Here is a 26,200-nt window from a genome sequence, read left to right as displayed (position 1 = left end):
CGCGAGGAGCTTTCCCGGTATGCCTGTCGCGCCCGGGCGCGCTCCTACGGGTGAGGCTGACACGTGCAGCGTGGCGTTCTCGCTGCTGTCGCAAAGCCAGTAGGAGCGCACCTGGGCGCGAGAAGCGGATCAGACCGCAAGTGCCTGAGCGCGGTCAGGACTGCCGCAACTCCAGCGCCGTCATCACGATGGGCTTGGTCCAATCGGGCACCTGCGCCAGTTCTTCGGGCGTTTGCGGGTATTGCAGGCCATTGCGGTCCAGTTCCAGCACCAGCAGCGGCGCGACCTGCCCGGTCGCGTCGGCAGGCGCGCTGTTGTCGTAGACATGCAGCACCGACAGGTGCGGCAACAGCGCGATCAGATTGGCACGCGAGGCATCGTAACGCTCGCGGATCTTGTGCTCGGGGATGGCATGCCCGCCTGCGGCCACGCGCGCCGCCACACGTGCGATATGCAGCTCGACGCTCGACAGGCCGCAGAACCAGACCGCCACCGTGTGCGTCGCACAGGCCTGCCGCAGCAGGCGCGGGATGGTGGTCGCGCCCAGGGTGGTTTCGAATGCATAGTCGTGGCCGGCGGCCATGGCCTGACGCAGCCGCCGCACGCCTTCCTGCCAGGCTTGCGCATTGGCGTCTCCGGGTGACCAGTCCTGCTCCACCAGGTCCCGGGTGAACGCATCCGGGTTGAACCAGGTGGCGCCATCTTCCCGCAGCAGGCTGCCCAGCAGCGAACTCTTGCCGGCGCCGTTGACGCCGGCAAGCACCAGAATGTTCCCCACGATTTAGAGCGACGGCCCCAGGGTGATCTTGCTGCCCCGGCGTGCCGGCTTGCCGATCACCTGGGCCAGGCCTGCGCCATCGGTCACCGCCGCAAGATGCGCATCGAACTTGGTCTGCAATACCTGCAGCGACTGCGCACGCGTCGAGGCGGCCGTCGCTGCACTCGCCTGGCTGACCAGCCGGCGGTATTCCTCCGCGTCCACCACCACCGCCTCGGGGTGATTGTGGTTGGTGATGACCACCGCGCCATGCGAGCGCACCTTGCGCATCAGGCTGGGCCAGCCCTTCACCTTGATGTCGGCGGCGGGGGATTTTTCGAGCTCGGGCAGATCCTGGAGGCGAGACATGGGACGGTCCTGCGCGCTGTGGTGGCCTCAGCCTACTCCCAACGTCCCATTTTGGGAAATTTGGCCATTTGGTCCAATTTATTGCCAGGCAGGAACTCCAGAAACAGAACGGGGCCCGCAGGCCCCGTCTTCTGACACCATCGATGCGCAACAGGCTCAGCCGCGCAACTTGGCCAGCAGCTCGCGTGTCACCGGGTCGGCCACGTCGGCCGACTCGCCCTTCAGTGCCGGCAGCAACTGGCTGGCCAGCTGCTTGCCCAGCTCCACGCCGAACTGGTCGAACGCGTTGATGCCCCACATCACCGACTGCACGTAGACGCTGTGCTCGTACATCGAGATCAGCGCACCCAGCGCCTGCGGGGTCAGCGCATCGAGCAGGATCACCGTGCTTGGGCGGCCGCCCGGATAGCTGCGGTGCGGATCGCTGCTGTCCTGGCCGTTGGCCAGCGCTTCGGTCTGCGCCAGCACGTTGGCCATCAGCGCGACGTGGTTCTCCGCATACGGATCGTCGTTGTGCACGGTGCCGATGAAATCGGCCGGCACCACGCTGGTGCCCTGGTGCAGCGCCTGGAAGAAGCTGTGCTGCACATCGGTACCCGCACCGCCCCACCACACCGACACGGTGTCGCTGTCCACTGCAGAACCGTCGAGCTTGACCCGCTTGCCCAGGCTTTCCATCACCAGCTGCTGCAGGTAGGCCGGCAGCAGGGCCAGGCGCTGGTCATAGGTCATCACCGCATGCGTGGCGCTGCCGAGCAGGTTGCGGTTCCACACCGCGGTCAGGCCGTGCAGCACGGCGACGTTTTCTTCCAGTGGCGTGTCGAGCACATGCGCGTCGAACTGCGCAGCACCTTCCAGCAATTGTTCGAAACGTTCGAAGCCGATCGCCAGCGCGATCGGGAAACCCACCGCCGACCACAGCGAATAACGCCCACCGACCCAGTCCCACATCGGCAGCACGCGGCTCGGTGCGATGTCGAAGGCCTTGGCAGCGCGCTCGGGATTGGCACTCACCGCGTACAGGCGCTCGCTGCCGCCCAGCCAGGCGTGCAGGATGCTGCCGTTGAGCAGCGTTTCCTGGGTACCGAAGGTCTTGGAAATCAGGATGCCGGCGGTGTGTGCCGGGTCCAGCGTGGCCAGCGTGCGCTGCATCGCCGCGCCGTCGACATTGGAGACGAAATGCACGCGGAAACGCGCACCCGACGGCGCACGCAAGGCATCGGCCACCAGCCGCGGCCCCAGGTCCGAACCGCCGATGCCGACGCTGACGATATCGGTGACGTCGGTGGCTTCCAGCTGCTGGATCAGCGCGCCCATGCGTTGGCGGACTTCCGCAGCGGTGACATACGCTTCGGAGGCCACCGGCGCATCGGTCAGGTCGCCGCGCAATGCGGTGTGCAATGCAGCGCGCTGTTCGGTGACATTGACCTGCTCGCCGCGGAACAGGCGCTGGAACGCGCCGGCCAGGTCACGCTCGCGCGCGATGGCGAACAAGGCATCCAGCGCGGCGCGGTCGTACTTCTGCCGCGCGAAATTGAAATACAACGGACCGACCTGCCTGGCGTATTGCGTCGGCCGTTGCGGCTCGGCGGCAAGCAATGCGGGGATGGCAGCGCCGCGCAGGCGCTGGGCGTGGGCGTGAAGCGCGTCGAATCCGTTGGTATGTGTCATGCGGCCTGCGTGGGGATGCTGTGGTTGGTGTGGGTGATCGTGTTGTTGCCGTCCACATATACCAGATTGGGCTTGAAGGTCTCGGCTTCGGCTTCGCTCATGCTGGCGAAGGCGGCCACGATGATCAGGTCGCCGACCTGCACGTGACGCGCGGCGCCGCCGTTGAGCGAAATGATGCCGCTGCCTTCGTCGGCACGGATGGCATAGGTGCTGAAACGCGCACCGTTGGTGACGTCCCAGATATGCACCTGTTCGAACTCACGGATGCCGGTGGCTTCCAGTAGCAGTCCGTCGATGGCGATCGAGCCTTCGTAATTGAGCTCGGAATGGGTGACGGTGGCGCGGTGGATCTTGGCTTTCAGCAGGGACAGGTGCATGACGGGCAACGGCAAAGGAAAGCCGGCATTTTAGCGGAAAGCGCCGATGTCCACCGGCCTGCCGCGCAACCGGTGGTGAGGGCTTCAGGCCGGCGCTGGACAACCGCGCCTGTGCGCAGGAGCGCAGGCGTTGCCGGTCGCGGCCTGACGCAGCGCCTGCAGCGGTATCAGACCGCTCAGAATTCCAGGTTGTCGATCAGCCGCGTGCTGCCCAGACGGGCGGCGATCAGGGCCACGCGCGCGCCGGCATGGCTGTCGCCCGGTTCGCTCAGGTCGGGCAGCCGCACCACCGCGTAATCGACGCGGAAACCGGCCTGTTCCAGCGCCTGGGTGGCGGCGTCCTCGACCTGCGCACGCGGCGTACCGCCGGCGTAGCTGTCGCGCATCTGCAGCAGCACCTTGCGGATCTGGGTCGAGCGCGGGCGCTCGTCGGCGGTCAGATACTGGTTGCGCGAGCTCATCGCCAAGCCGTCGGCCTCGCGCACGATGCTGCCGCCCAGGATCTCGATCGGAAACGCCAGGTCGGCCACCATCTGGCGGATCACCGCCAGCTGCTGATAGTCCTTCTTGCCGAAAGCGGCAACGTCCGGCTGCACCTGGTTGAACAGCCGCGCCACCACCGTGCACACGCCGTCGAAATGCCCCGGCCGGCACACCCCTTCCAGCACGTCGCTGACGCCCGGCGCGTGGATCGGAGTGGCCAGTGCGGTGCCGAGCGGATACATGGTGCCCACGTCAGGCAGCCACAGTGCATCGCAACCGGCGTCTTCCAGGCCGCGCAGGTCGGCCTCCGGCGTGCGCGGGTAACGTGCGAAGTCTTCGTTGGGGCCGAACTGGGTCGGGTTGACGAACACGCTCGACACCACGCGGTCGGCGTACTGGCGCGCCAGCATCACCAGCGAATAGTGGCCGGCGTGCAGGTTACCCATGGTCGGCACCAGCGCCACGCGCAGGCCCTCGCGCTTCCAGCCGGTGACCAGTGCGCGCAGGGTGGAAAGATCGGTCAGGGTCTGGATCATGCGGCGTACGCGTGCGCTGCGTCGGGGAAGCTGCCGTCGCGCACGGCCTGCGCGTAAGCGCGCACCGCGCCCGCCACCGAGCCGCCTTCGGCGAGGAAATCCTTGACGAACTTGGGCCGGCGGTGACCGCTGTCCAGGCCCAGCATGTCGTGCATCACCAGCACCTGGCCATCGCAGCCGGGACCGGCGCCAATGCCGATGGTGGGCACGCCGAGCGCGGCGCTGATCTGGGTGGCGATCGGCGTGGGCACGCATTCCAGCACGACCAGGCTGGCACCGGCATCGACCACGGCCTGCGCGTCGCGACGCAACTGCTCGCCGGCTTCGCCGCGCCCCTGCACCGTGTAACCGCCAAAACGCAGCACCGATTGCGGGGTCAGCCCCAGATGCGAGCAGACCGGGATCTCGCGCTCGACCAGATAGCGGATCACCTCGAGCTTGTGCCCGGCGCCCTCGATCTTGACCATCTCCGCGCCAGCCTGCAGCAGTTGGGTGGCAGCGTCCAGTGCGCGCTCGGGCGTGGCATCGGCCTGGAACGACAGATCGGCCACCAGCAACGCCCGCTCCAGCACCCTGGCCACTGCGGCGGTGTGGTAGACCATGTCGGCGGTGGTCACCGGCAAGGTCGAATCGTGCCCCTGCACCACCATGCCCAGCGAATCGCCAACCAGGATCAGGTCCACGCCGTTGGCATCGAAGGTCCGCGCAAAGCCGGCGTCGTAGGCGGTCAACATGACCAGTTTTCGACCCTCGCGCTTGGCCTGCGCCAAGGCGGGCACGGTCCAGGGCTTGCTGTCGGTATGGCTGCTCATGAAGTCATTACGTGGGGTGATAAGCCGGCCATTATCTACCCAATCGGCTCCAGCCCGCAGACATCGATGGCCTGCAGGGCGTGTCGCACTGTTCCATGACCCGGAATGATCGCCTCCGGAGCGAGCTCGGACAGCGGCAGCAGCGCAAAGGCGCGCGCCTGCAGATGCGGGTGCGGAACCTGCAGGCGTGGCAGGTCGATCACCTGATCGGCGTACAGCAGCAGATCCAGGTCCAGCGTGCGCGGGCCCCAGCGCTCGCCGTCGATACGCTGCCGGCCGAAGGCCTGCTCGATGCCGAGCAAGGCCTCCAGCAGTTGCAATGGCGCCAGCGCAGTGCGCAGCTGCGCCACCGCATTGATGAAATCGGGCTGGTCTTCGTGGCCCCAGGCCGGCGTGCGGTACAGGCGCGAGGCGGCAATCAGGGTGGATTGCGGCAGCTCGCCCAGTGCGGCGATGGCCGCGCGCACGCTGGCCTCGGCCGGGCCCAGGTTGGCGCCCAGGCCGACGAAGGCGGTGTGCACGCCCTACTCGCCTGCAGGCGCGCCGGTGCGACGGCGGCGGCGGCGCCGCTTGCGCGGTGCACCTTCCTTGCCTTCGTGATCGGCCTGCGCGGTTTCGATCGCATCGACCAGTTCCTGGCCGGAGGACTTCTGCGCCTCACGCCAGAACTCCACATCGGCGGCGTGATCGGCCGAGGCGAACTGGCGCAACACCAGGAAATCGAACGCGGCGCGGAAACGCGGGTGCGACAAGGTGCGGAACACGCGCTTGCGCTGACGCGAGGAGAAGCGCGTCTGCAGCAGCCAGATTTCCTGCATCGGCAGCGAGAAACGGCGCGGCAGCGCCACGCGCTCGAGCTGATGCAGGGTGACCCGGTCGGCGGCGCGACGCTGCGCGTCTTCCGGCTGCACGCCCTGCGCCTGCAGACCCATCAAGGTGCGGCAGAACGCCGGCCAGAGCAGCAGGGCGAACAGGAACGCCGGCGACACCGGCTCGTCGTTGGCCACGCGCGCATCGGTATTGCGCAGGCCTTCCAGCACCATGGCGCGCAATGCGCCACTGCGGTTGGAGCGCAATGCGGCCGCACTCTCCGGGAACAGCGCACCGAGCAGGCCGTAACGCTCCAGCCCCTCGAAACTGGCCACACCGTGTCCGGACAGGAACAGCTTGAGAATTTCTTCGAACAAGCGCGCCGGCGCGGCCTCGGACAACAGACCGGCCAGGCGCGGGATGGGTTCTGCGGTACCGGCTTCGATATCGAAGTTCAGCTTGGCCGCCAGACGCACCGCGCGCAGCATGCGCACCGGATCTTCCTGGTAGCGCAGCTCAGGGGCGCCGATCAGCTTCATCAGGCGTGCCTGCACGTCCTCGAAGCCGCCGCAGTAGTCGCGTACCGAGAAATCCTCGATCGCGTAGTACAGCGCGTTGCAGGTGAAGTCGCGACGGATCGCATCGTCTTCGATGGTGCCATAGACGTTGTCGCGCACCAGCCGGCCGTTATCCAGTTCGCGGTCGCCGCTGCCATCGTCGATGTTGGCGCGGAACGTGGCCACTTCGATGATCTCGCGGCCGAACACCACGTGCGCCAGGCGAAAGCGGCGGCCGATCAGGCGACAGTTGCGGAACAGCGCCTTGACTTCTTCCGGCGTGGCGCTGGTGGCCACGTCGAAATCCTTGGGATGGCCGCCGACCAGCAGGTCGCGGACGGCGCCGCCGACCAGGTAGGCACCAAAGCCCGACTCGCGCAGGCGGTACAGCACGCGCAGCGCGTTGGGGCTGATGTCCTTGCGCGAGATGGTGTGCTGATCGCGTGGGATGACGCGCAGCGTGAACGGAGATGTAACTGAGGGTTCGATGATGGCGCTTCCGTCTTGTGTTGCAGGATTGCCCAACGGGTTTTAGCGCACTATACTAGCGCGCTGCACAAGACGCACCAAACGCTCCCTTCGTCTAATGGTTAGGACGTGGCCCTCTCAAGGCTAAAACAGGGGTTCGAGTCCCCTAGGGAGCACCACCGTCGTCTGACTGCAGAACACGCTAAGACCCCGCATTGCGGGGTTTTTGCGTTATTGGGCATGGGTGGTTGCCGCTGGTCGGGTGGACGCGCATTGATCCCGGCCCAGGGGTCAGATAAGCGCAGCTCCCATGGCAACGCCATCGATCCAAGGTGCTGAGATGCGCCGACTGGCTGAGGCTGGTTACGGCGCCGGGCGCTGCGGGTTGCGCCTTGCCGCCGATCGCGCACTTCAGTCCTGCGGCTGCACGTCGTGCACCCTGGCAGCGGCGCATAGGCGTGGCTCTTGCCGATCACCCCACTACGAAAATCATGTACGGCCCGATCAACACATAGGCCTGCGCGACCGCGCGTCCGCATCGCCGCAGCGTGCGATCAATCTCGCATTGGCGCGCAGCAACGGCAGATCGACGTGGATGTTTGCATTGCATGGCAACTCCTCACTCGGCCAATGGATGAAACGCGCCGGCATCGCTGTCGGTTTCGGCAATGGCGTCATGGGCATGCAGACTTTCCAGATGGCGCACCGCCACATGGAAGACGGCATGGCGCTCGGCCAGCACCTTGCGCAACCGCCGCGCGGCATCTTCGACATACATCAGGTTGGCGCCATTCAAGCGGGCAAACGCCTGCTCGTCGATGCGCCGTACCGCCGCCTGCACCGGCGTCGCCAGTGCCTGTTCGCACAGGCCGACCAGCTCGCGGATGTCCAAGCGCTGCGCGCATGCGCTCAGCTCCACGCGCACCCGTGCCACGCTGCGCTGGCTATGCGGCGTGGCGTACGAACCGTTGTGTTGCAGCCATTGCGCAACCTTTGCGAGCGGTAACGCATCGCGCCCTTGGTGCTGCTGCAAAAACGCATCGCTCAGCAACTGGCGCGACAAGGCCGCCGAACAGGGACAGGTGGAGGCGTACAGCACATCGACCTGCAACTGGATCTCGGTGCGGCCTGCCCTGGATTGCGCATCGATGCGCACCGGATAGGCGCGCCAACCGCTCAGTCCTTCGCTGCGCAGCGCCGGCATCCGCAGCATCAACTCGAAGTTCAGCGCCAGCCGCGCCGCACGGCTGCCGCAATCGGCATGACTGTCGATTAGCGCCTGCAGCAGCTGCGACACCATCGCCGGCGACACCGGCTGCTCCAGATGCCGATCCAGCAGGCGGTACAAGCGCGACATGTGGATGCCCTTGAGTTCCGGGCGCGGCAGATCCACCTGCACGCTGGCACGCGCGGCTACGCTGCCGCCGGGCCCAGCATCGGCCAGCCGCAGCGGCACGGCGATGTCCTGCATGCCGACCCAGCGCAGCGGCGCGCTCAGTGGGGAAGGTTCGGTAACGGCAACATCGGGCAGCGTGGCGGACATCGAAAGCTCGTAGAAGGGATGAGGGCAATCGCGCCTCAGGCGCGACCGGGAAACATCTGGAAGTAATCGTCGATACCGGCATGCAGCATGTGCGCCAGTTCGTCCTGATGCGTATCGCCGCACAGCCGCCGGCAATCGTCGCGATTGCTCATGAAGCCGGTTTCCACCAGCAGCGACGGAATATCCGGCGACTTCAACACGGCAAAGCCGGCCTGCCCGACCTGGTCCTGATGCAGCCGCGTCACCTGCTGCAGCCGCCCGAGCATCACCTTGCCGAACGCCACGCTGCTGGCGATGGTGCCGCTCAGCGACAGGTCGGCCAGCACCTGCGACAACACCGGATTGCTGGGCACCCGCAGACGGCGCGCACTGTCGCCCATGTCGTCGGCGGCGTTTTCGCTGTCGGCGATCCAGCGCGCCAATGCAGAGCTGGCGCCGTTCTGCGACAAGACAAATACCGACGCGCCGCGCGCCTGGCTGCTGGGCGCAGCATCGGCATGGATGGACACGAACAGATCGGCATTGCGGCGATGGGCGATCAACACCCGCTCGTGCAACGCCACGAAGCGATCATCGCTGCGGATCATGGTCGGCCGGTAACGCGGATCGGCCGCCAGGCGCTGGTGCAGCCGCCCCGCGACCGCCATGGCCACATGCTTCTCGTAGCGCGCATCGGCACTGACCGCGCCGGGATCCTTGCCGCCGTGACCGGCGTCGATGGCGACCACGTAGGGATGCAGGCGGGAGCGCGTGGGCGCAGCCGCCGCAACGGCCGGCTCGGCGGGATCGGCTGCGGACAACGACGCAGTGCCGGGCACAGCAGCAAGATCGACCACCAGCGCACCATCCTCCCAGCGCGCCGTGGCTGTCAGCGGCTGCACCAGATCGAGCACCACGCGCAGCCCATCGCCATGCGAGCCGCTACGGATGGCAACGACTGCGAGACCGTCAGGCAATGGATCGATCTGTGGTGGTTGCGTCGAAACGCCCGGCAGGTCGATGACCAAGCGCGCTGGATTGGACAGGCTGAAGCTGCGGTAGGCGACCTGCGTACTCAATGCGAGCCGAAGTCGCAGCCCCGCGCCCTGACGCTGCAGATTGCAACTGCGCAGCAGCGGCTGCGGCTGCGCGTGGACCAGGCGCGGCGACAGCACCAAGGCGGCACCGACGGCGTGCAACACCTGCCGCCGCCTCATCGGGCCAACCCCGGGGGATCGACGCGGCCAACGCGCCACTTGGAGCACGGACGGTTCGGCACGGTGACCAGGCAAACGACACTCTGCGGCAAGGAACGCGACACGGCGTGACCGGACGAACGATGGATGAAGTGTTATAAAGTAACACTTGTTGCGCAAAATCAAGCCCGCCGTGCCCCGCCACTGCCCTCACGTTCACTTTTACCGAAGAGCACAACGATGTCGCCCGTCATCCCCGACAGCTATACCGCCTGGCGCCACTGCATCGAAGTCGACTGCGCCCAGCCGCTGACCGCCCCTTTCATCGCCCAACGACTCGCCAGCCTGCGCGACCTCGGCGACCACCACACCCAGCAGTTCTTGCGTCGTTGGGGCGAATCTCATCACCGGCGAGTGATTGGATGGTTTGAACGTGCCGGTGGCGAACTCGAGCCGAGCCGCTAAATAGCGCGCGCGCTCCAGCACTGCACATCACGCCTGACCGGATAGGTCCAGGTAACAGCGGATGCGGTTGACTGTTCCTCGCTGATCGGCGGACGGTATGCCGCAGCCATTTTCTGCGACAAACAATCAACAAAATCTGCCATTCAACACGTAACGTATAAGCGCCTGAATCGCAGGCGGAGTTGCCCCATGCAGGGGGAAGGCAAAATCATGAAGAACGCAAAAACCTGGCCTATAGCTTTTTGTTTAATCGTCGGACTCTTCGCATCGAGCGCGGCGATGGCTGATTGCTGTCCCAGTGGCGGCATCGGCGCGCCCGCCGTCGGGCTTGGCGATAGCAATCCCAAGGCAGCCAACCTCGCTATGGACTCCTCGCTTGCCATCTACGAGTTCCATCGTGATGGCGTGACATATTTGCAAATCAACGACGTCACCGGTGTGGTCCACGCTGTCGTCGCCCGGGTGGATGACGCTCTATGGACCCTACCAATGGGCAAGGATGTGGATCGCGTTGTATTGCCCAAGAAAAATAAAATCTCCTCAGCTCCAAGCCTGAGCGAGCTGACTGCAAACGATGCAGCCCAGCTCAATCAAGCCCAACTTGTCTATAAGACAAGAAACTTCACAGTGCTCACACGGCGCGGAGCAACTGGGGATCAGTGGATCGTGTCTCCCTGACCAGTACGGGATTGGCTTCAGCCACCAGGAATGTCAGAACCAATGCATGGCGGCGATGAAACATGCCGCCATGCGCTTTCAATCTTGCTTTCAGTTCTGCTTCTACGTCATTCGAGTCGCGCCGTACCGCGTCAACCGATGAGGAATCAGCAATAACACGCACTGCAACACCACGCGTCTCCCTCGCTATCCATGCACGCACCTGGATGAAATGCCTACCAGCCGGAGGCAGAATCTCGACGCAATTGAGCACACTGCGATAGGCACTCAACTGTAGCTCCAAAGACAGGCTCCTACAGTCGCCACGAAACACACATTGGAACTTGGAAGCGCAGAAGCGCTCAAGCGCCGGCGAACATAGCGCTTGATACAACCCATGCGTTTCTATTTCCAACGGATACAATGCAGCCACATATTGCTGCAACAGCTGCGATTCGATAACACCCACTCGTGTCATCTCCATCGCAACCGAATGCTGCCCTTTTGCTCTCAAATCGGCCACCACATCTTTGCGCATCCGATTGATCTGCACATTGATGTCGGAGTATTCAAGCACGCGATTGCGCAACAGGCGCTCGGCGCTGGCGTAACTTGCGCGACCAAAGGTATAAATATCATCCTTCGACTGATTCGATATACCGCCGCGGGCAGGCTCACGCAGACGGGCGTTGAAGACAAACAGAATCGTCGTCACAAACGCATAAAGCAGTTGGATATTGAAAACAGCCTGATCAAAGAACCCGAGCTGATACACCTTAGGCATCGAGAACTCAAGCGCAAAGCTTGCCAACAGCGCCCCTAAGGCATTCCCTCTCCACCCATGCCTGAAAGTCAGTACCACCATCGGTACGAGCATCGCGACCATCAAAACGTTTCGAATCGATGGATCATTCAGGACACTAAGAGTGAAGAAGAAGCTGAGGACAACAACCACAGCGACACCAACATCCCGCGGAAAACTGGAACGCACAGGGCTCTCATTCCAATTGGCCCACAACATTACCGGCAACAACAGGGTGAGCACGCCGAGATAGCTGCCCGCCCCATATCGCAACAGCAGGTCTATTACAGGGTAGATCGGCGGCCCACCGAGCAGCCCATTCAATAACAGGCTGCATAACGCATTCCAAAGCGCTAGCGCGAGAGCCGCGGGGACAAGCCACTGCTCCCGCTTGACGATGTAAGGAGCGCGGTAACGTAGCAGTCCAATCGCACAGGCGATCAAGGGCGCGTGCAATAGGGGGCTCAAATACGACCAGAGCGGGCTGAACCCCTGAAGCTCGCCCAAAGGAATCCGCAGGAACAACATCGCTGCGGCGTCCCCCGCCAACAGAAACGGCCACTCCCGATAAGGTCGATAGAGCAAGGTAACAACCCGCAAACCAACTGGTAGGTACCACTGATCAAGGGAAAAACGCCAAAGCATCAGAAACACCAGGCAGTAGCACACGCTGATCAGCATGCCCCTGACAAGCTCTTTAGCTACCGCCATACCACCACTCCTTGGTTCCACGATTCGCCCTAGTCTGGAGGGAAACTGCCTAGTGGAGTATAGCGGTGGCGCACAATTTGCAAAAAGAGCCGGTGCCCTCCCAGGCGGTTATCGCCGTTGAAGACGCGCATTGCACTTTGGTGGTGCGTTGGGCCACATGGGAATCAGGCCGCCTGACACAGCACAGGCCGGAGCAGCAGGCAGTCACGAGACGATGCATGCACCCAATCCAGCCCGACGATGACAGCCAGCGCGATTGGGGCGCCTGCAGCGATGCAGGCATGCGAGACATCGGCAAGGTCCCGGCAAGACCATTAACGAACAAGGCCGCGCAGTGCGCGGCCTTGTTCGTCTTCCATGCCGATATCCGCATAACGGAGCAGATCAGCCCTCCATCTGCTCCAGCTCCTTGCCCTTGGTCTCGTAGACGTACTTGAGCACGAAGAACACCGAGATGAAGGCGGCCACGGTGTAGATGCCGTAAGCGCCGGCCAGGCCGATGCTGCCGAGCAGGATCGGGAAGCTGACGGTGATGGCGAAGTTGGAGGTCCACTGTGCGGCGCCAGCAATGGCCAGGCCCGAGCCGCGGATCTGGTTCGGGAACATCTCGCCCAGCATCACCCACATCACCGGGCCCCACGAGGCATTGAAGAACACCACGTAGACGTTGGCGGCCACCAACGCGAGCATGCCCATGGCATCGGACATGGCGAGCTTGCCGTTGGGGTCCAGCGAGGCGGTGGCGAAGGCATAGGTCACCAGGGCCAGCGAGACCGCCATGCCGGCCGAGCCGATCCACAGCAACGGCTTGCGGCCGATCTTGTCGACCAGCATCACCGTGACCAGGCAGGCGCCGATGCTCAGGCCACCGGAGAGCACGTTGATCAGCAGTGCGTCCTGCTCGGAGAAGCCCACCGCCTGCCACAGCACCGCGCCGTAATAGAACACCACGTTGATGCCGACCAGTTGCTGGAACACCGCCAGGCCCACGCCGATCCAGACGATCGGGCGGATCTTGCCGGTGGCCTTGTTGATGAGGTCGGAGAACTTGGGCTTGTGCTGGTCGGCCGACATCGAGGCCGAGATCTCGGCCAGCTTGGTCTGCGCGGCGGCGTTGCCGTACAGCCGCTTCAACACCACCAGCGCCTGCTCGCGGCGGCCCTTGACCACCAGGTAGCGCGGGCTTTCCGGGATGACCAGCAACAGCAACAGGAACAGCAGCGAGGGAACCGCCTGCATCCAGAACATCCAGCGCCAGGCGGCCTGCCCTGCCCATAGCGGCTCGGTGGAGGCACCGGCGGCGTTGGCCAGCAGGTAGTTGCTCAGGAATGCGCAAAACAGCCCGCTGATGATGGCGATCTGCTGCATCGTGGCGAGCCGGCCGCGATAGCGCGCGGAGGCGACCTCGGCGATGTAGGCCGGCGAGATGACGCTGGCGGCGCCCACCGCAAAGCCGCCCATCACACGAGCGAAGATGAAGAAGCCGGAACTGTGCGAGGCACCGGCGCCAATGGCCGAGAGCAGGAACAGTGCCGCCGAAATGATCAGGACCGCACGGCGGCCCCAGCGGTCGGCCAGACGGCCGGCAAAGAAGGCGCCGATGGCGCAGCCCAGCAGCATCGAGGCGACTTCGAACCCGGTCTCGGCGGCACTGGAATTGAAGGTCTGCTTCAGGCCGTCGACAGTGCCGTTGATCACACCGCTATCGAAACCGAACAAAAAACCGCCGATCGTGGCTACGCAACTGATCAGGACGATAAAACGGGTGTTCTCACCGGCATCGGGGGCGCCGTTCACGGAGACACTGGACATGGATTCACCTGGAAGCATGCAAGGGAGCGGCCACGGGGGCGGCCGACATCGGCCGGCGACGCGCAGTGCGCCGCCGGCCACGGGACATCAACGGGTCAGATACTGGTTGATCAGGTTCTCGTAGGCTTCCTGACGGCCACTGAGCTGCTTGGGTTCGTTGCCGGCGGCGTACTTGGCCAGATCCACCAGCGTGCTGCTGCCGTTGGCAAAGTCCGCACCCGCGCCGCTGTCGAAGCTGGCGTAACGCTCGGCGCGCCACTGTTCCAGCGGCGAGGAGGTCAGCAGCGCATTGGCCACTTCCAGCCCGCGTGCGAACGCGTCCATGCCGCCGATATGCGCCAGGAACAGATCCTGCGGGTCGGACGACTCGCGGCGCACCTTGGCATCGAAGTTCAGCCCGCCCGGTGCCAGCCCGCCCTGGCGCAGCACCACCAGCATCGCGCCGACGGTGTCGTACAGGTCGGTCGGGAACTGGTCGGTATCCCAGCCGTTCTGCGGGTTGCCGCGGTTGGCATCGATGCTGCCCAGCAGGCCGGCATCGGATGCCACCTGCAGGTCGTGCTCGAAGCTGTGGCCCGACAGCGTGGCGTGGTTGGCCTCGATGTTGAGCTTGAAGTCCTGGTCCAGGCCGTGCTGGCGCAGGAAGCCGATCACCGTGGCGCTGTCGAAGTCGTACTGGTGCTTCATCGGCTCCATCGGCTTGGGCTCGATCAGGAAGTTGCCGGTAAAGCCGATCGCGCGGCCGTAGTCGCGTGCCAGGGTCAAGAAGCGCGCCATGTTGTCCTGCTCGCGCTTCATCTGGGTGTTGTGCAGGCAGGCATAGCCTTCGCGGCCGCCCCAAAACACGTAGTTTTCGCCGCCCAATTCCACGGTAGCATCGATCGCGGCCTTGACCTGCACCGCCGCACGCGCGACGACATTGAAGTCAGGATTGGTCGACGCACCATTCATGTAACGCGGGTGCGAGAACAGGTTGGCGGTACCCCACAGCAGCTTGATGCCGGTATCGGCCTGGCGCTGCTTGGCGATGCCGACCATGTGCTTGAGGTTGCTCTGGTACTCGCCGATGTCGTCGGCATCGGGCGACAGATCCACGTCGTGGAAGCAGTAGTACGGCACGCCGAGCTTGGTGAAGAATTCGAACGCGGCATCGGCCTTGGCTTCGGCACGATTCAACGCGGTGTTGCCGATATCCCACGGGTACGCACGCGTGCCCGGGCCGAACGGATCGGCGCCGTTGCCGCAGAAGCTGTGCCAGTAGGCCACGGCAAAGCGCAGATGCTCGGCCATGGTCTTGTCGCCGACCTGCTTGTTGGCGTCGTAGACCTTGAACGCCAGCGGGTTGTCCGAGTCGCGGCCTTCGAAGCCGATCTTGCCGATACCGGGGAAATATTCCTTGGCGCCGATGTAGACGGTGTTGCTCATGGGGTGGAATGTCCTTGCTGCTGGGGGAGTTGTAGAAAGCGTGTCGATCAGCCGGCGTAGAGCGGGCTGACCACATGCAGGTGCTTGAGAAAGTGCTGGTAGTGCTGCTGATACTGGGCCACGCGCTGCGGATCCGGGCGCGCCGACAGGCTGTCGTCGACCTGCAGATGCTCCAGCACCACATCCGACAACGCGTGCGTACCGCCGTCATCGCGATCGCAGGCCCACAAGGCCTGCAGCGCGGCACCGAAGGCAGCGCCTTCGGGCTGGGTCGGCACCACGACCTGCAGGTTGAAGATATCGGCCACCATCTGCCGCCATTGCGCGCTCTTGCTGCCGCCGCCGGTGAGCAGGATGGTGTCGAACTGCAGACCTGCCGCAACGAAGGCATCGAAGCCGTTGCGCAGGCTATAGGTCGCCCCTTCCATCGCGGCGCGGTAGAAATGCGCCGGGGTGGTGTTGTGCAGGTCCATGCCGAACAGGCAGCCGCGGGCGGCCGGCAAGTCCGGGGTGCGCTCGCCGTTGAAGAACGGCAGCAGCACCAGCCCATCGGCGCCGGGCGTGGTGCTGGCGATCAGGGCGTCGGTCTGCTCGCGGGTGATCGAGAACATGCGCATCACCGCCTCGGTGGCGACGGTGCAGTTCATGGTGCAGATCAGCGGCAGCCAGCCGCCGCTGGACGAGCAGAACGCGGCCCAGCGTGCCTCGTCGTCCACTACCGGGTGATCGGCGTAGGCGAACAAGGTGCCCGAGGTACCCAGGCTCATGGTCAGGCGCCCCGGCACCACGTTGCCGGTGCCGATGGCGGCCATCATGTTGTCGCCGCCGCCGGTGGTGACACGCACGCCGGCCGGCAGATTCAAGGCATCGGCGGCTGCGTCGGACAAGGCATAGACCGCGCCGGTCTCCACCAGCGGCGGCAGTGCCTCGCGCAGGTCGCGCTGCGCATCCACCGCGCCGAGCATGCGCTCGGACCACTGCCGCGTGCGCACGTCCAGCCAGCCGGTGCCGGAGGCATCGCCGACTTCGGCAAAGCGCTCGCCGGTGAGCCAGAAGTTCACGTAGTCGTGCGGCAGCATCACCGTGGTCATCGCCGCATACGCCTCGGGGCGATGCTTGCGCGTCCACGGCAGTTTGGAGGCGGTGTAGCCGGCCATGATCGGGTTGCCGGCGGTGGCCACGCTGCCTGCGGCTCCGCCCACCGCATCCATGATTTCCTCGCATTCCAGTGCGGTGCTGGTATCGCACCACAGCTTTACCGGTGCGGTGACGCTGCCATCGGCGGCCACCGGCACAAAGCCGTGCTGCTGGCCGGAGACCGAGATGCCACGCACCTGCGCACGCTGCTCACCATCGAGCTGCGCGAAGCAATGCACGATGCCGTCGATCCACCACTGCGCCTGTTGCTCGCGGGTGCCGTCGTCGCGGCTGATCAGTTCCATCGGCGCGGCGATCGTGGCGACCACGGCGCGCTCCTGCGGATCGTAGGCCACCAGCTTGACGCTCTGCGTGCCCACATCCAGTCCTACGTACAAGCTCATTGCGTCACCAATCGGTTGTTGTTGAGGCCCACCTGCCGGGTGCGGCCAGCACCCAGTTCCAGGTCCAGGGTCTGCCCTGCGTAAGACAGTTGATAGCGCCCGCCCCGCTCGCTGTGCACGCGTGCTTGCTGCAGGCGGCCGCCCTCCCACTGCAGGTCCACGCTGGCACCGCCGCGCACGCGCAAGCCACGCACACTGCCGCGCGGCCATGCCTTGGGCAAGGCAGGCAGCAGGAACACGCTGCCGCCCCAGCTTTGCAGCAGCATTTCGGTGATACCGGCGGTACCTCCAAAGTTGCCGTCGATCTGGAACGGCGGATGCGCGTCGAACAGATTCGGGTAGGTGCGCTCGGGCGAGATCAGCAGTTGCAGGATGCGGTAGGCATGCTCGCCATCGGCCAGCCGTGCCCATAGATTCAGCCGCCAGCCGATGCCCCAGCCGGTGGTGTTGTCGCCGCGCGTTTCCAGCGTGCGCTTGGCCGCGGCGGCAAGCTCGGGCGTATCGCGCAGATTGATCTGGCTCGAAGGATGCAAGGCATACAGATGCGAGACATGGCGGTGATGGATCTCCGGCGCCTGCATGTCCCAGTCCTGTTGCCACTCCTGCAATTGCCCCGCCTTGCCGATGCGGTTGGGCGGCAATTGCTCGCGCAGCGTGCTCAGTTGCTGCGCGAAGGCGTCGTCGACCTTGAGCAGCTTGCTCATCGCGATGCATTGGGCGAACAGATCGCGCAGCAGCTGCGCATCCATGGTGGGGCCGGCACATAGCGCGGCGTTGAACGGATGCTGGTTTTCCGGCGAGATCGACGGGTTGGTCACCATCGCGCCGGTCTGCGGATCCTTGACCAGCGTGGCGACGAAGAACTCCGCCGCGCCCTTGAACAAGGGGTAGATCCTGTCCAAATAGGCACGGTCGCGGCCGTAATCCCAGCGGTCCCACAGCTGCTGCAGCAGCCAGACGCCACCCATCGGCCACAGGCTCCACTTGGCACCATCGATCGGCCCGGCCTGGCGCCACAGATCGGTGTTGTTGTGCACCACCCAACCCGGTGCGTCGTACATCGCACGTGCGGTGTGCGCGCCGGTCTTGGCCAGATCGAACAACATGGATTCCAGCGGTTCGACGCACTCGTGCAGCGCATTGGCCTCGCTGGGCCAGTAGTTCATCTCGGTGTTGATGTTGATGGTGTACTTGCTTTCCCAGGGCGGCTGCATCAGGTCGTTCCAGATGCCCTGCAGATTGGCCGGCTGGGTGCCGGGCCGCGAGCTGCAGATCAGCAGGTAACGGCCGAACTGGTGATACAGCGCGGCCAGCGCCGGGTCGTTGCCCTGCGCAAAACGCTGCACGCGCTCGTCGGTGGGTAGTGCCGCCGCCTCGCTGGTGCCCAGATCGATCGCCACGCGCCGGAACAGCCGCTGGTGATCGACCAGATGCGCACGCAGCAATGCGGCATAGTCCAGCTTGCCCGCCTTCTGCATGCTTGCTGCGGACAATGCGAGCGGATCGCCATCGACTGCATCAAAGCGTTGGTAGCTGGTGGCGGCGGTGAGCAGCAGCACCACTTCATCGGCGGCCTCGATGCGCAGGCGGTCGCGCAGCCCGCTGAGCGTACCGCCCTTGACCTGCGGCAGCACGCGCAAGGCGAAACGCAGCTTGCCGTCGATGCCGGCAAAGCTGCCGTTGCGGCCGCTGAACAGCAGCCCGCCCTGCTCCACCGTGACCGCACCGGTCTGCGGGCTGTCGATGCCCACGCGCAGGGAAATCGCGCGTGGCCGATCGCAGGACAGGCGCACCACGATGCATTGCGATTGCGCCGACACGAACACTTCGCGCTTGTGCACAGCACCGCCGGAGCGGAACGTGGTGGTGGCCACACCGGTATCCAGATCGAGCTGGCGGCAATACTCGCTGATGCCGTCGGCACGATCGAAATCCAGCAGCAGATCGCCCAGCGGTTGATACGGCATCTGCTTGAGCGGACGCGAGAGCATCTTTGCGTCGGCCAGGGTTTCGGCTTCGGCATAGCGCCCGGCAAACACGAGCGCGCGCACCTGTGGCAAGGCCGCCAGTGCGTTGGGGCTGGTGGCATCGTACGGGCCACCTGCGTACAGCGTGTCCTCGTTGAGTTGCAGGCGCTCGTGGGCAATGCCGCCCCACACCATCGCGCCCAGCCGGCCGTTGCCGACCGGTAGCGCCTGCACCCACTCGTTGGCCGGTTCGCGGTACCACAGCTGCAAGGCATCGCCCGCAGCAACGGCAGGCAGCGATTGCTCGCCGGCAGCCTTGGCCGGCGCAGCAATGGCGGCGCCAGCCGGCGCAGCGCCCAGCGCCGCGAGTGCGGCACCGGTTGCCTTACAGACTTCCCTGCGGGTCAGCACGTGCACCACCGTGCTGCATGACCGGACCTGCACGCCCGAGCCTTGCGGCGATCCGGCATCTGCGCACTCACTGACTGACAACGAGTTGCGATCATCGACGACGCGCTTTGCCGGACGCAATCTTGCGCTGCAACACGCTGACCGGATTACCGTCGTACTGAATGCTGGCATCGGTCCTGGGCTCCAGCGCACCGGCGTCCTCGCGCGGGCCGTCGACGAAGCGCACGTTGACGGTGCGCTTGGCCTGCATGCCGGTCCAGCTGCCTTCGCGCTTGCCGATGCTCAGCTCGCCCTTGGCCTGGTTCCAGCTCAGCGGAATGCGGCTGAACTCGCCCTTCTCGTAGCCGTAGCCCTTGCCGTCGTCCTCATACAGCGAGAACTGGCCGTCGGCACCGGTGTAGACCACCACGGTGAGCGGCGCATCCGGCTTCTGATCCACGTATTCCTGCACCGGGCCGGTCGGCACGATGGAACCGGCGCGCACGAACAAAGGCATGCGCTCGATCGGCGCGGCCGCTTCGATGCTCTGGCCGCCTTCGTAGCGCTTGCCGGTGGCAAAATCCAGCCAGCTGCTGCCGGCCGGCAGATAGACCTGACGCGAGGTGGCGCCGAAGCGGGTCACCGGTGCAACCAGGAAGGCCGGGCCGAACAGGTACTGGTCGTTGATGTCGCGGACCTTGGGGTCGTTCGGGAAGTCCATCATCATGCCGCGCATGATCACGCCATCGCGCTGATAGGTGTCGCCGGCCAGGCTGTAGATGTACGGCAGCAGCGCGTAACGCAGGCGGTTGTAGTACGCCATGCTGTCGTAGAACGGCGTGCCTTCCGGGGCGATGTTCCAGATCTCGCGGTACGGGAACTGGCCGTGCGAGCGGAAGATCGGCACGAATGCACCGAACTGGAACCAGCGCGTGTTGAGTTCGCGCCATTCCGGCAGGTGTGCCGGGTCCTGGTTCTCGTAGCGCTTCTCCACCGCAAAGCCGCCGATGTCGAAGGTCCAGTTGGGCAGGCCCGACAGCGCCATGTTGACGCCACCGGAGATCTGGTCGCGCATGTCGTCCCAGCGCGAGACGATGTCGCCGCTCCACACTGCCACCGCATTGCGCTGGGTGCCGGCGTAGCCCTTGCGCGAGAGGATGAACACGCGCTTGTCGTCGGCCGCACGGTCGCCCACGTACACGCCATGGGTGTGCGGCAGCGGGTAGGAGTTGAAGTATTCGGTGGACGAGCCCAGCGCGTTGGGCGTGGTGCGCGCCTTGCGCTCGCCGATGTCCAGGTTGGAATGCACGTCCGGTTCGTCGGCGTCCATCCACCACGCATCGAAGCCCTTGCTGTTGAGCTTTTCGTTGACCTGGCGCCAGTAGATCGCCTGCGCCTTTTCCGAATACGGATCGTAGAACGAGTTCTTGTAGCCCTTGCCGATCCAGTCCAGCTCACCCACTTCCACGTTGCGCTTGAACATGAAACCGGCCGCGTCCAGTTCCTTGTAGTTGGCGGTGGTGGGATAGAACTTGGGCCAGATCGAAATCATGATCTGCGCATGCATGTCGTGCACGGCCTTGACCATGCCGTCCGGATCGGGGAAGTGCTGCGGGTCGAAGTCGTGCGAGCCCCAGGCGTTCTCGGGCCAGTACGACCAATCCAGCACGATGTTGTCCAGCGACAACTTGCGCTTGCGGTATTCGGCCACCGCGCCGACCAACTCGTCCTGGCTCTTGTAACGCTCGCGGCTCTGCCAGAAGCCGTAGGCCCACTTGGGCAGCATCACCGACTTGCCGGTGAGCTCGCGGTAACCGGCCACGGCCTGATCGTAGGAATCGGCGGAGACGAAGTAGTAGTCGATCATCTGGCCGGCTTCGGACCACAGCGACAGGTCCTTCGCTTCGGCGGCCGGCAGCGGGTCGCGGTGCAGCAGCGCGATGTAGCTGGGGTCGATCAGGTCCCACTCGACCTTGACGGTGTGGCGCGTGCCCGGCTCCAGATCCAGCTTGAACTCGTGATTCCACGGGTTCCAGTTCTGGCGCCAGCGATCGACGACCAGCTTGCCGTCCACGTACAGCTTGGCGTACTCGCTCGAATACAGCGAGAAGGTGTGCTCGCCACCGGTGAGCGCTTCGATCTCGCCCTCCCAGGTGACCTGCATGCGGCTGTCCTTGTCCTTGGTGATCGCCTTCTTCGGATACTTGGTCAGGTCGCTGAGGTACTGGTAGTTCACCTCGCTCTCGCGGCGTTCGACGATCTGCTTGCCGTTGATCGCATAACGCGCGGTCAGCGCACCGGCCTTGCCCTTGGCGTCGTACAACTTCAACGTCTTGGGCAGCGGCTGCAGGCCGCGCGGGTCGCCCAGGCGGCTGATCGAGTTGTTGTCCCACAGCAGGCCGTAGTTGCGGCTGGACACCAGGTACGGCACCGCCATGTCGATATTGTTCTGCTGCAACTCGATGTTGCGGCCCTTCTGGTTCATCCAGCCCTGCTGGTGCTGGCCGAAGCCGTACAGCGCTTCGTCGTCGGGCGACTGGAAGCGCTGACGCACGCTCAGGTACTGCTTGCCCTCCACTTTCAGCGGCGCAAAGCTGCGCCCGCCGGCAACCTCCGACAACACCGGCTTGCCATTGGCATCGGCGAAGCTGACATGGCCATCGATGGTGGACACGGTGGCAGTGACCTTGCCGGTCTTCAGCTGCACGCTGTCGCCCTGCTCGGCCAGCTGGAAGTTGCCATCGCCCTGCACCGGTACGCGCATCAGGCTGGGGCTGCGCGCGAAGTCGCCGTCCGGGTCGGCACTGACGCGGATGATGCCGGCATCGACCACCTGCAGACGCACCGGTGCGGCGCCCTTGGCGCTCGGCACCACGGTGACGCCATCGGCGGCCTTGCGCACTTCCTGCGCGTGCGCGGCATTGGCCAGCAAGGCCAGCGACAACGCCAGGCACTGCGCAAGCGGTGTACGTCGGGTGGCAGGCGCATGGCCGGCGGAACGGTTGATGGTTTGCATGTTCACTCCCTTGGAATTACGAAACGCTGCCGCGGGGGCGGCAACGCATGGGTTCATTGCGTTCGACCTGGAAGCCGGCGTGCTGCGCAGCGATCTGGCTGCGCAACAAGTGGCCGCGCAGGTTTACTTGTAGGTGGCCAGCTTGATCTTCAGCAGCTGCGGCGCGCTGGAAAAATTGACGCCGTAATCGGTCTGGTCGCCGTTCCAGTTGCGCTCGAACTTCCAGTCGCTGCCGTCGTAGACGCCTTCCTCGACGCGGTCGTAGAGCATGTTGGCGGTCGCCTCGCTGGCCGGATGCAGGGTCACGCGCACGTGGTAGCCGGTGACCAGGAATTCGTCCGGGCCGAGCTCGGCGATCAAGGCCGCGCCGATCGGCTCGGGGTTGCCCGGCGGCTCGCCCTTGAACCAGAACTGCGGCACGCCGTAGGTGATGGTGGCGCCCCAACGTTCGTTGAGCTGCAGCTCCTGCACCGCCTGGCCGGGTTCTTCGGCCGTGCCGTGCAGCTTGCCTTCGGACGCGGCCTTGGCGAACGGGCGCATGCCGCGCTTGACCAGCTCGAACCCCAGCGCGAACGGGGCCAGGGTTTCCTCGTTGACGTGCTTGGCGCCCAGCGGATAGTTGGAATAACGCGTGTAGTCCATGCCGAACGCCGACCAGCCGATGCCGTCGTGGCCCAGCGCGGGGAACAGATAGCGCGCGTATTCCGGGCGGTTGCCGGTTTCGGCGACGAACAGCGCATTGTCCGGGCGGGCGTAGCGCTCCAGTACCGTGGTGTAGGTACGGTACTCGGGCATGTAGATGTCCGGCGCCAGCAGGTCGATATGCGGGCCGGCGGCCTTCCACACATCCAGCACGTTGTCGGTGGGGCCGCCGCTGGCGTACTGGCCGGGCTGGCCGGGATTGAACGGGCCACGCAGCGCGGCGTTGACGTACATCGGCAGCGGGTATTCGGCCTTGCCGGCTTCGGCCACCTGGTCGATGTAGCGACCGATCGACCAGGCATGGAAGATCTCGTCCGCATCGGCACCGAACACCTGTGCCCAGCTGCCCGGCTGCTTGTTCAAGCGCTTGAGCAGCTCTTCCGGCACCGGGCCGTCGAACAGCTTCTGCGCCATCGGCGAGAAGTCGCGCACGCTGCCGTAGGTGCCCGGCTCGTTCTCGGGCTGGATCATGATCACGGTGTGCTGCGGATCGACCTGCTTGAGGTGCTGCATGAAGGCGACAAAGGCCTTGCGGTCGGCATCCAGGGTGGCCTGCGCATGCGGCGACAGCGACCCGATCGCCTTGCCCTCGCGCGTCACCACGCGCGGGAAGCGCTGGTTGTCGGTCTTGACCCAGTGCGGCGCGTACGCCGGGCCGTTGTTCTTCCAGGTCGCAAACCACAGCAGCACCAGCCGCACCTTGTGCTCGCGTGCCTGCGTGAGCAGCGTATCGACGAAGGAGAAATCGAACTTGCCTTCTTCCGGCTCGACCTGCTCCCAGGCGATCGGCACCTGCACGGTGTTGGGGCCCAGCACCTGCATCGCCGGCCACACCTTGTCCATCACGCCGGGATAGTTGCTGGAGTTGTTGACCTGCGCGCCCAGGATCAGGAACGGCGCACCATCGACCATCAATGCGTGCTTGCCGTCCTTGCTGACGAACTGCGGCATCGGCGTCTGCGCAGCCGGCGCCGCTGCCGTGGCAGGCGTGGTCGCTGCGCTACCGGCAGTCGGTGCGACTGCGGCCGGTTTGGCTTGGTCGTCCTGCTCGCCGGATTGGCACGCTGCCAGGGCCAGCGTCAGCGCGGACAGCAGCAGCGGACGCAGGTATCGGCGTGCAGGGGAAGAAGCGATTAGACGTGCAACGGGGGAATGCATGGACATAGGACTCCGTGTCACCAGGTATCGGTGCGGAAGGGGGAAACGGGAAGCTGTTCGCGATTGACCAGGTTGGCGTCGTCCGGGTTTTCGCTCCAGCCGTAGCGCACCGCGACCGGTGCAGCCACCGCGTCGCTGCGCACGATCACGCGATCGCCCTCAATGCGCGCGGTAGCCGAATGGAAGTGTTTGTCGGCACCGGCGACGCGGAAGCCTTGCACTTCGCCACCATTACGCACCTGCAAGGCACTGCCCTGCAGATCGAAACTCAGCATTGCCTGACCATCGGCAAAGCGCGCCTGCTTGAACACCGGCGCGCTGTACACCAGCGTTTCGCCATACGCCACATGACGTGCAGCAAGCGCAAGGCGATGGCCGACATCGCGCTTGTTGGTGGGATGGATATCGGTGGGGTTGCCGATATCGATGATCACCGCCTGCCCGGTCGCCGGCAGCGCAAGCGTCTTGGACTGCGACTCGCGCAACAGTGCCCACGGGCTCAGCTCGCCCTTGTCGCCGCCGGCCTTGAAGTTGGCCAGCTGCACCCACAGGAACGGCAGCGTTTTCGCGCCACGTTCGGCGCGCCATTGCTGGATCATCGCGGCGAACTGTTCGCGGTACTTCAGCGCGCCGGTGTCGCTGGCATTGGTTTCGCCCTGGTACCAGATCACGCCCTTGACCGGGAACGGCTGCAGCGGATGGATCATCTGGTTGTACAGCAGCGTGGGCAGCTGATTCTTGTTGTCGACCAGCGATACACGCACGGCGGCGGGGCGGAATTTCCAGCCGCCCAACGCGCGTTTGGCACCGGCGCTGGTCTGCACGAAGCGCTGCTCGTCCGGGCCATGCATGCCGCCACCGCCACTGAGATCTTCCACCCGCACCGCGATGTGGTTGACCCCTGCATGCAAGGCCGAGGCCGGCACGGCGTATACGCGCGGCAGGTTCCATTGCTTTTCGGTCGTGCCGACCTGCTGGCCATTGACGTAGGTGATGTCCGAGTCGTCGATCTGTCCCACGCCCAACGTGATGCCGGCCTTGGCTTCGGCAGCGCTCAGGGTGACCGTGGTGCGATACCAGGCGATCCCGTCCATGCCGTCATAGCCGCTGGATTCCCACTGCTGGGTGGTCGGGATGCTGTCCCAGTCGTTGTCGTCGAACGTCGCTTCGCGCCACTGCGGCATCTCGCCATCCACCTTGGGCCAGCGCGCGATGCGCTTGCCGGTGGCCGCCTGCGCAGCGGCATCGCGCTGCTTGATCGCTTCGATCGCGCCCTGGCTCTGCCCGGCATCCAGGCCCAGCGAGGCCGCATCCATCCACGCCTCGATGGAACTGCCGCCCCAGGTGCTGTTGACGATACCGATCGGCACGCCGGTGCTGGCGCGCAGCTCCTTGGCGAAGAAATAACCGACTGCGGTGAACTCGCCGGCGTTGTCCGGTGTGGCGGCTTTCCAGTCGCCGCCGGTCAGGCGCGCTTCCGGCTGCAGCGACCACGACTTGGGCACCTTGAAGTGCCGCAACTGCGGGTCGTTGGCGGCCGCCACCGCCTGCGGGCCATCGCTGGCCTGCGCCAACGGCCACTCCATGTTCGATTGACCGCTGGCCAGCCACACATCGCCGACCAGCACATCGCGCACCTGCAACTCGCCGCCGTCGCCCTGCACGCTCAGCACATAGGGGCCGCCGGCCTTATGTGCGGGCAGGCTGACCTTCCACTGGCCTTTGGCATCGGCCTTGGCGGTGGCCCGTTTGCCGTCGAAGCTGACCGTGATCGCGGCATGCGGCGTGGCCCAGCCCCACACCGGCATCGCCTGGTCGCGCTGCAGCACCGCGCCATCGGCGAACAACAACGGCAGGCTCGGTTGCGCCAACACGGCAGGGCTGGCCAGCACCAGGCCCAACAGGCAGCCACGACGGATGAGGGAAACGGTCATGCAGTGATCTCCAGGGTCGGCGCGGCCACTCGGCGCGCAGCGATGCGACGGCGCATGCCGCC

At 65.1% G+C, this 26,200-nt stretch carries 20 protein-coding genes and 1 tRNA gene; 3 read left to right on the top strand and 18 right to left on the bottom strand.

The features are described 5' to 3' along the window. Window positions 1–154 precede the first annotated feature (154 nt). From ABQ137_RS09805 to pcnB, 8 genes are all read right to left on the bottom strand, one after another. The gene (locus tag ABQ137_RS09805; protein WP_184517214.1) at window positions 155–778 is read right to left on the bottom strand and encodes an ATPase; all 624 of its coding nucleotides are present in this window, start codon (window positions 776–778) and stop codon (window positions 155–157) included. 3 nt (window positions 779–781) lie between these two features. Beyond that, window positions 782–1,126, bottom strand: coding sequence for a type II toxin-antitoxin system prevent-host-death family antitoxin (locus ABQ137_RS09800; RefSeq protein WP_184517211.1), 345 nt, complete (start codon window positions 1,124–1,126; stop codon window positions 782–784). Window positions 1,127–1,282: 156 nt separating this feature from the next. Continuing rightward, the gene (gene pgi / locus ABQ137_RS09795; RefSeq protein WP_349782215.1) at window positions 1,283–2,797 is read right to left on the bottom strand and encodes a glucose-6-phosphate isomerase; all 1,515 of its coding nucleotides are present in this window, start codon (window positions 2,795–2,797) and stop codon (window positions 1,283–1,285) included. Beyond that, entirely contained in the window at window positions 2,794–3,174 is a 381-nt protein-coding gene (panD, locus tag ABQ137_RS09790; protein WP_039527638.1) for an aspartate 1-decarboxylase, read from the bottom strand. The genes pgi and panD overlap by 4 nt, the downstream gene beginning before the upstream one ends. A gap of 176 nt (window positions 3,175–3,350) precedes the next feature. Next, complete coding sequence (gene panC, locus ABQ137_RS09785) at window positions 3,351–4,193, bottom strand: pantoate--beta-alanine ligase (protein ID WP_349782212.1); 843 nt, start codon at window positions 4,191–4,193, stop codon at window positions 3,351–3,353. Next, window positions 4,190–5,005: a 3-methyl-2-oxobutanoate hydroxymethyltransferase gene (panB, locus tag ABQ137_RS09780; RefSeq protein ID WP_039510407.1), complete on the bottom strand. Its 816-nt coding sequence runs from the start codon at window positions 5,003–5,005 to the stop codon at window positions 4,190–4,192. Before panB ends, panC begins: the two co-directional genes overlap by 4 nt. A 35-nt stretch (window positions 5,006–5,040) precedes the next feature. Next, window positions 5,041–5,526, bottom strand: coding sequence for a 2-amino-4-hydroxy-6-hydroxymethyldihydropteridine diphosphokinase (folK, locus tag ABQ137_RS09775; RefSeq protein WP_349782210.1), 486 nt, complete (start codon window positions 5,524–5,526; stop codon window positions 5,041–5,043). Window positions 5,527–5,529: 3 nt separating this feature from the next. Continuing rightward, window positions 5,530–6,897 (bottom strand): polynucleotide adenylyltransferase PcnB, encoded by a 1,368-nt coding sequence (gene pcnB / locus ABQ137_RS09770; RefSeq protein WP_349782208.1) that lies wholly within the window; start codon window positions 6,895–6,897, stop codon window positions 5,530–5,532. Between the two features lie 47 nt (window positions 6,898–6,944). Here pcnB and ABQ137_RS09765 point away from each other — a divergent pair. After that, window positions 6,945–7,019, top strand: a tRNA-Glu gene (locus tag ABQ137_RS09765). A gap of 440 nt (window positions 7,020–7,459) precedes the next feature. Here the strand turns inward: ABQ137_RS09765 and folE2 are convergent. Continuing rightward, window positions 7,460–8,383, bottom strand: a complete 924-nt coding sequence (folE2, locus tag ABQ137_RS09760; protein WP_349782206.1) for a GTP cyclohydrolase FolE2 — start codon at window positions 8,381–8,383, stop codon at window positions 7,460–7,462. A 35-nt stretch (window positions 8,384–8,418) separates the two neighbouring features. Further along, window positions 8,419–9,579: an N-acetylmuramoyl-L-alanine amidase gene (locus ABQ137_RS09755; RefSeq protein ID WP_349782204.1), complete on the bottom strand. Its 1,161-nt coding sequence runs from the start codon at window positions 9,577–9,579 to the stop codon at window positions 8,419–8,421. 219 nt (window positions 9,580–9,798) lie between these two features. Here ABQ137_RS09755 and ABQ137_RS09750 point away from each other — a divergent pair, with 219 nt between their 5' ends. Together ABQ137_RS09750 and ABQ137_RS09745 are read left to right on the top strand one after the other, a co-directional pair. Then, on the top strand, window positions 9,799–10,023 hold the full coding sequence (locus tag ABQ137_RS09750; RefSeq protein WP_054591106.1) for a hypothetical protein: 225 nt from the start codon (window positions 9,799–9,801) through the stop codon (window positions 10,021–10,023). A 210-nt stretch (window positions 10,024–10,233) separates the two neighbouring features. Beyond that, on the top strand, window positions 10,234–10,701 hold the full coding sequence (locus tag ABQ137_RS09745) for a hypothetical protein (protein ID WP_184517803.1): 468 nt from the start codon (window positions 10,234–10,236) through the stop codon (window positions 10,699–10,701). Here ABQ137_RS09745 and ABQ137_RS09740 read toward each other — a convergent pair. The 8 genes from ABQ137_RS09740 to ABQ137_RS09705 all read right to left on the bottom strand — a co-directional run bounded on the left by ABQ137_RS09740 (window position 10,655) and on the right by ABQ137_RS09705 (window position 26,138). Continuing rightward, entirely contained in the window at window positions 10,655–12,193 is a 1,539-nt protein-coding gene (locus ABQ137_RS09740) for an MASE1 domain-containing protein (protein ID WP_065032301.1), read from the bottom strand. The genes ABQ137_RS09745 and ABQ137_RS09740 overlap by 47 nt on opposite strands. Before the next feature lie 384 nt (window positions 12,194–12,577). Next, the gene (locus tag ABQ137_RS09735; protein WP_016904374.1) at window positions 12,578–14,005 is read right to left on the bottom strand and encodes a sugar porter family MFS transporter; all 1,428 of its coding nucleotides are present in this window, start codon (window positions 14,003–14,005) and stop codon (window positions 12,578–12,580) included. 87 nt (window positions 14,006–14,092) lie between these two features. After that, entirely contained in the window at window positions 14,093–15,430 is a 1,338-nt protein-coding gene (gene xylA, locus ABQ137_RS09730) for a xylose isomerase (RefSeq protein ID WP_104568532.1), read from the bottom strand. A 47-nt stretch (window positions 15,431–15,477) separates the two neighbouring features. Further along, a complete protein-coding gene (gene xylB / locus ABQ137_RS09725) occupies window positions 15,478–16,971 on the bottom strand; it encodes a xylulokinase (protein ID WP_016903224.1) in 1,494 nt (497 codons plus the stop codon). Beyond that, window positions 16,968–19,349, bottom strand: coding sequence for a glycoside hydrolase family 95 protein (locus tag ABQ137_RS09720; protein ID WP_349782200.1), 2,382 nt, complete (start codon window positions 19,347–19,349; stop codon window positions 16,968–16,970). Before ABQ137_RS09720 ends, xylB begins: the two co-directional genes overlap by 4 nt. A 91-nt stretch (window positions 19,350–19,440) precedes the next feature. Beyond that, on the bottom strand, window positions 19,441–22,344 hold the full coding sequence (locus ABQ137_RS09715; protein WP_349782198.1) for a TIM-barrel domain-containing protein: 2,904 nt from the start codon (window positions 22,342–22,344) through the stop codon (window positions 19,441–19,443). Between the two features lie 123 nt (window positions 22,345–22,467). Then, on the bottom strand, window positions 22,468–24,138 hold the full coding sequence (galD, locus tag ABQ137_RS09710; protein ID WP_349782358.1) for a GH35 family beta-galactosidase GalD: 1,671 nt from the start codon (window positions 24,136–24,138) through the stop codon (window positions 22,468–22,470). Between the two features lie 83 nt (window positions 24,139–24,221). Further along, window positions 24,222–26,138, bottom strand: coding sequence for a sialate O-acetylesterase (locus tag ABQ137_RS09705; protein WP_349782196.1), 1,917 nt, complete (start codon window positions 26,136–26,138; stop codon window positions 24,222–24,224). Between the last annotated feature and the right edge of the window lie 62 nt (window positions 26,139–26,200).

It is taken from the genome of Xanthomonas sp. WHRI 8393 (assembly GCF_040203315.1).
Lineage (GTDB): Bacteria > Pseudomonadota > Gammaproteobacteria > Xanthomonadales > Xanthomonadaceae > Xanthomonas > Xanthomonas arboricola.
Note: the sequence above shows the minus strand (reverse complement) of the source record. Positions and strands in the feature narration are given on the sequence as shown.

Excerpts from the sequence above, each read along its gene's own strand:
- ABQ137_RS09735 (WP_016904374.1), bottom strand. The coding sequence starts at position 14,005 with ATGTCCAGTGTCTCCGTGAACGGCGCCCCCGATGCCGGTGAGAACACC.
- ABQ137_RS09800 (WP_184517211.1), bottom strand. The coding sequence starts at position 1,126 with ATGTCTCGCCTCCAGGATCTGCCCGAGCTCGAAAAATCCCCCGCCGCC.
- panD (WP_039527638.1), bottom strand. The coding sequence starts at position 3,174 with ATGCACCTGTCCCTGCTGAAAGCCAAGATCCACCGCGCCACCGTCACC.
- ABQ137_RS09705 (WP_349782196.1), bottom strand. The coding sequence starts at position 26,138 with ATGACCGTTTCCCTCATCCGTCGTGGCTGCCTGTTGGGCCTGGTGCTG.
- panC (WP_349782212.1), bottom strand. The coding sequence starts at position 4,193 with ATGATCCAGACCCTGACCGATCTTTCCACCCTGCGCGCACTGGTCACC.
- ABQ137_RS09745 (WP_184517803.1), top strand. The coding sequence starts at position 10,234 with ATGAAGAACGCAAAAACCTGGCCTATAGCTTTTTGTTTAATCGTCGGA.
- folE2 (WP_349782206.1), bottom strand. The coding sequence starts at position 8,383 with ATGTCCGCCACGCTGCCCGATGTTGCCGTTACCGAACCTTCCCCACTG.
- xylA (WP_104568532.1), bottom strand. The coding sequence starts at position 15,430 with ATGAGCAACACCGTCTACATCGGCGCCAAGGAATATTTCCCCGGTATC.
- panB (WP_039510407.1), bottom strand. The coding sequence starts at position 5,005 with ATGAGCAGCCATACCGACAGCAAGCCCTGGACCGTGCCCGCCTTGGCG.
- ABQ137_RS09750 (WP_054591106.1), top strand. The coding sequence starts at position 9,799 with ATGTCGCCCGTCATCCCCGACAGCTATACCGCCTGGCGCCACTGCATC.
- ABQ137_RS09755 (WP_349782204.1), bottom strand. The coding sequence starts at position 9,579 with ATGAGGCGGCGGCAGGTGTTGCACGCCGTCGGTGCCGCCTTGGTGCTG.
- ABQ137_RS09740 (WP_065032301.1), bottom strand. The coding sequence starts at position 12,193 with ATGGCGGTAGCTAAAGAGCTTGTCAGGGGCATGCTGATCAGCGTGTGC.
- xylB (WP_016903224.1), bottom strand. The coding sequence starts at position 16,971 with ATGAGCTTGTACGTAGGACTGGATGTGGGCACGCAGAGCGTCAAGCTG.
- pgi (WP_349782215.1), bottom strand. The coding sequence starts at position 2,797 with ATGACACATACCAACGGATTCGACGCGCTTCACGCCCACGCCCAGCGC.
- ABQ137_RS09715 (WP_349782198.1), bottom strand. The coding sequence starts at position 22,344 with ATGCAAACCATCAACCGTTCCGCCGGCCATGCGCCTGCCACCCGACGT.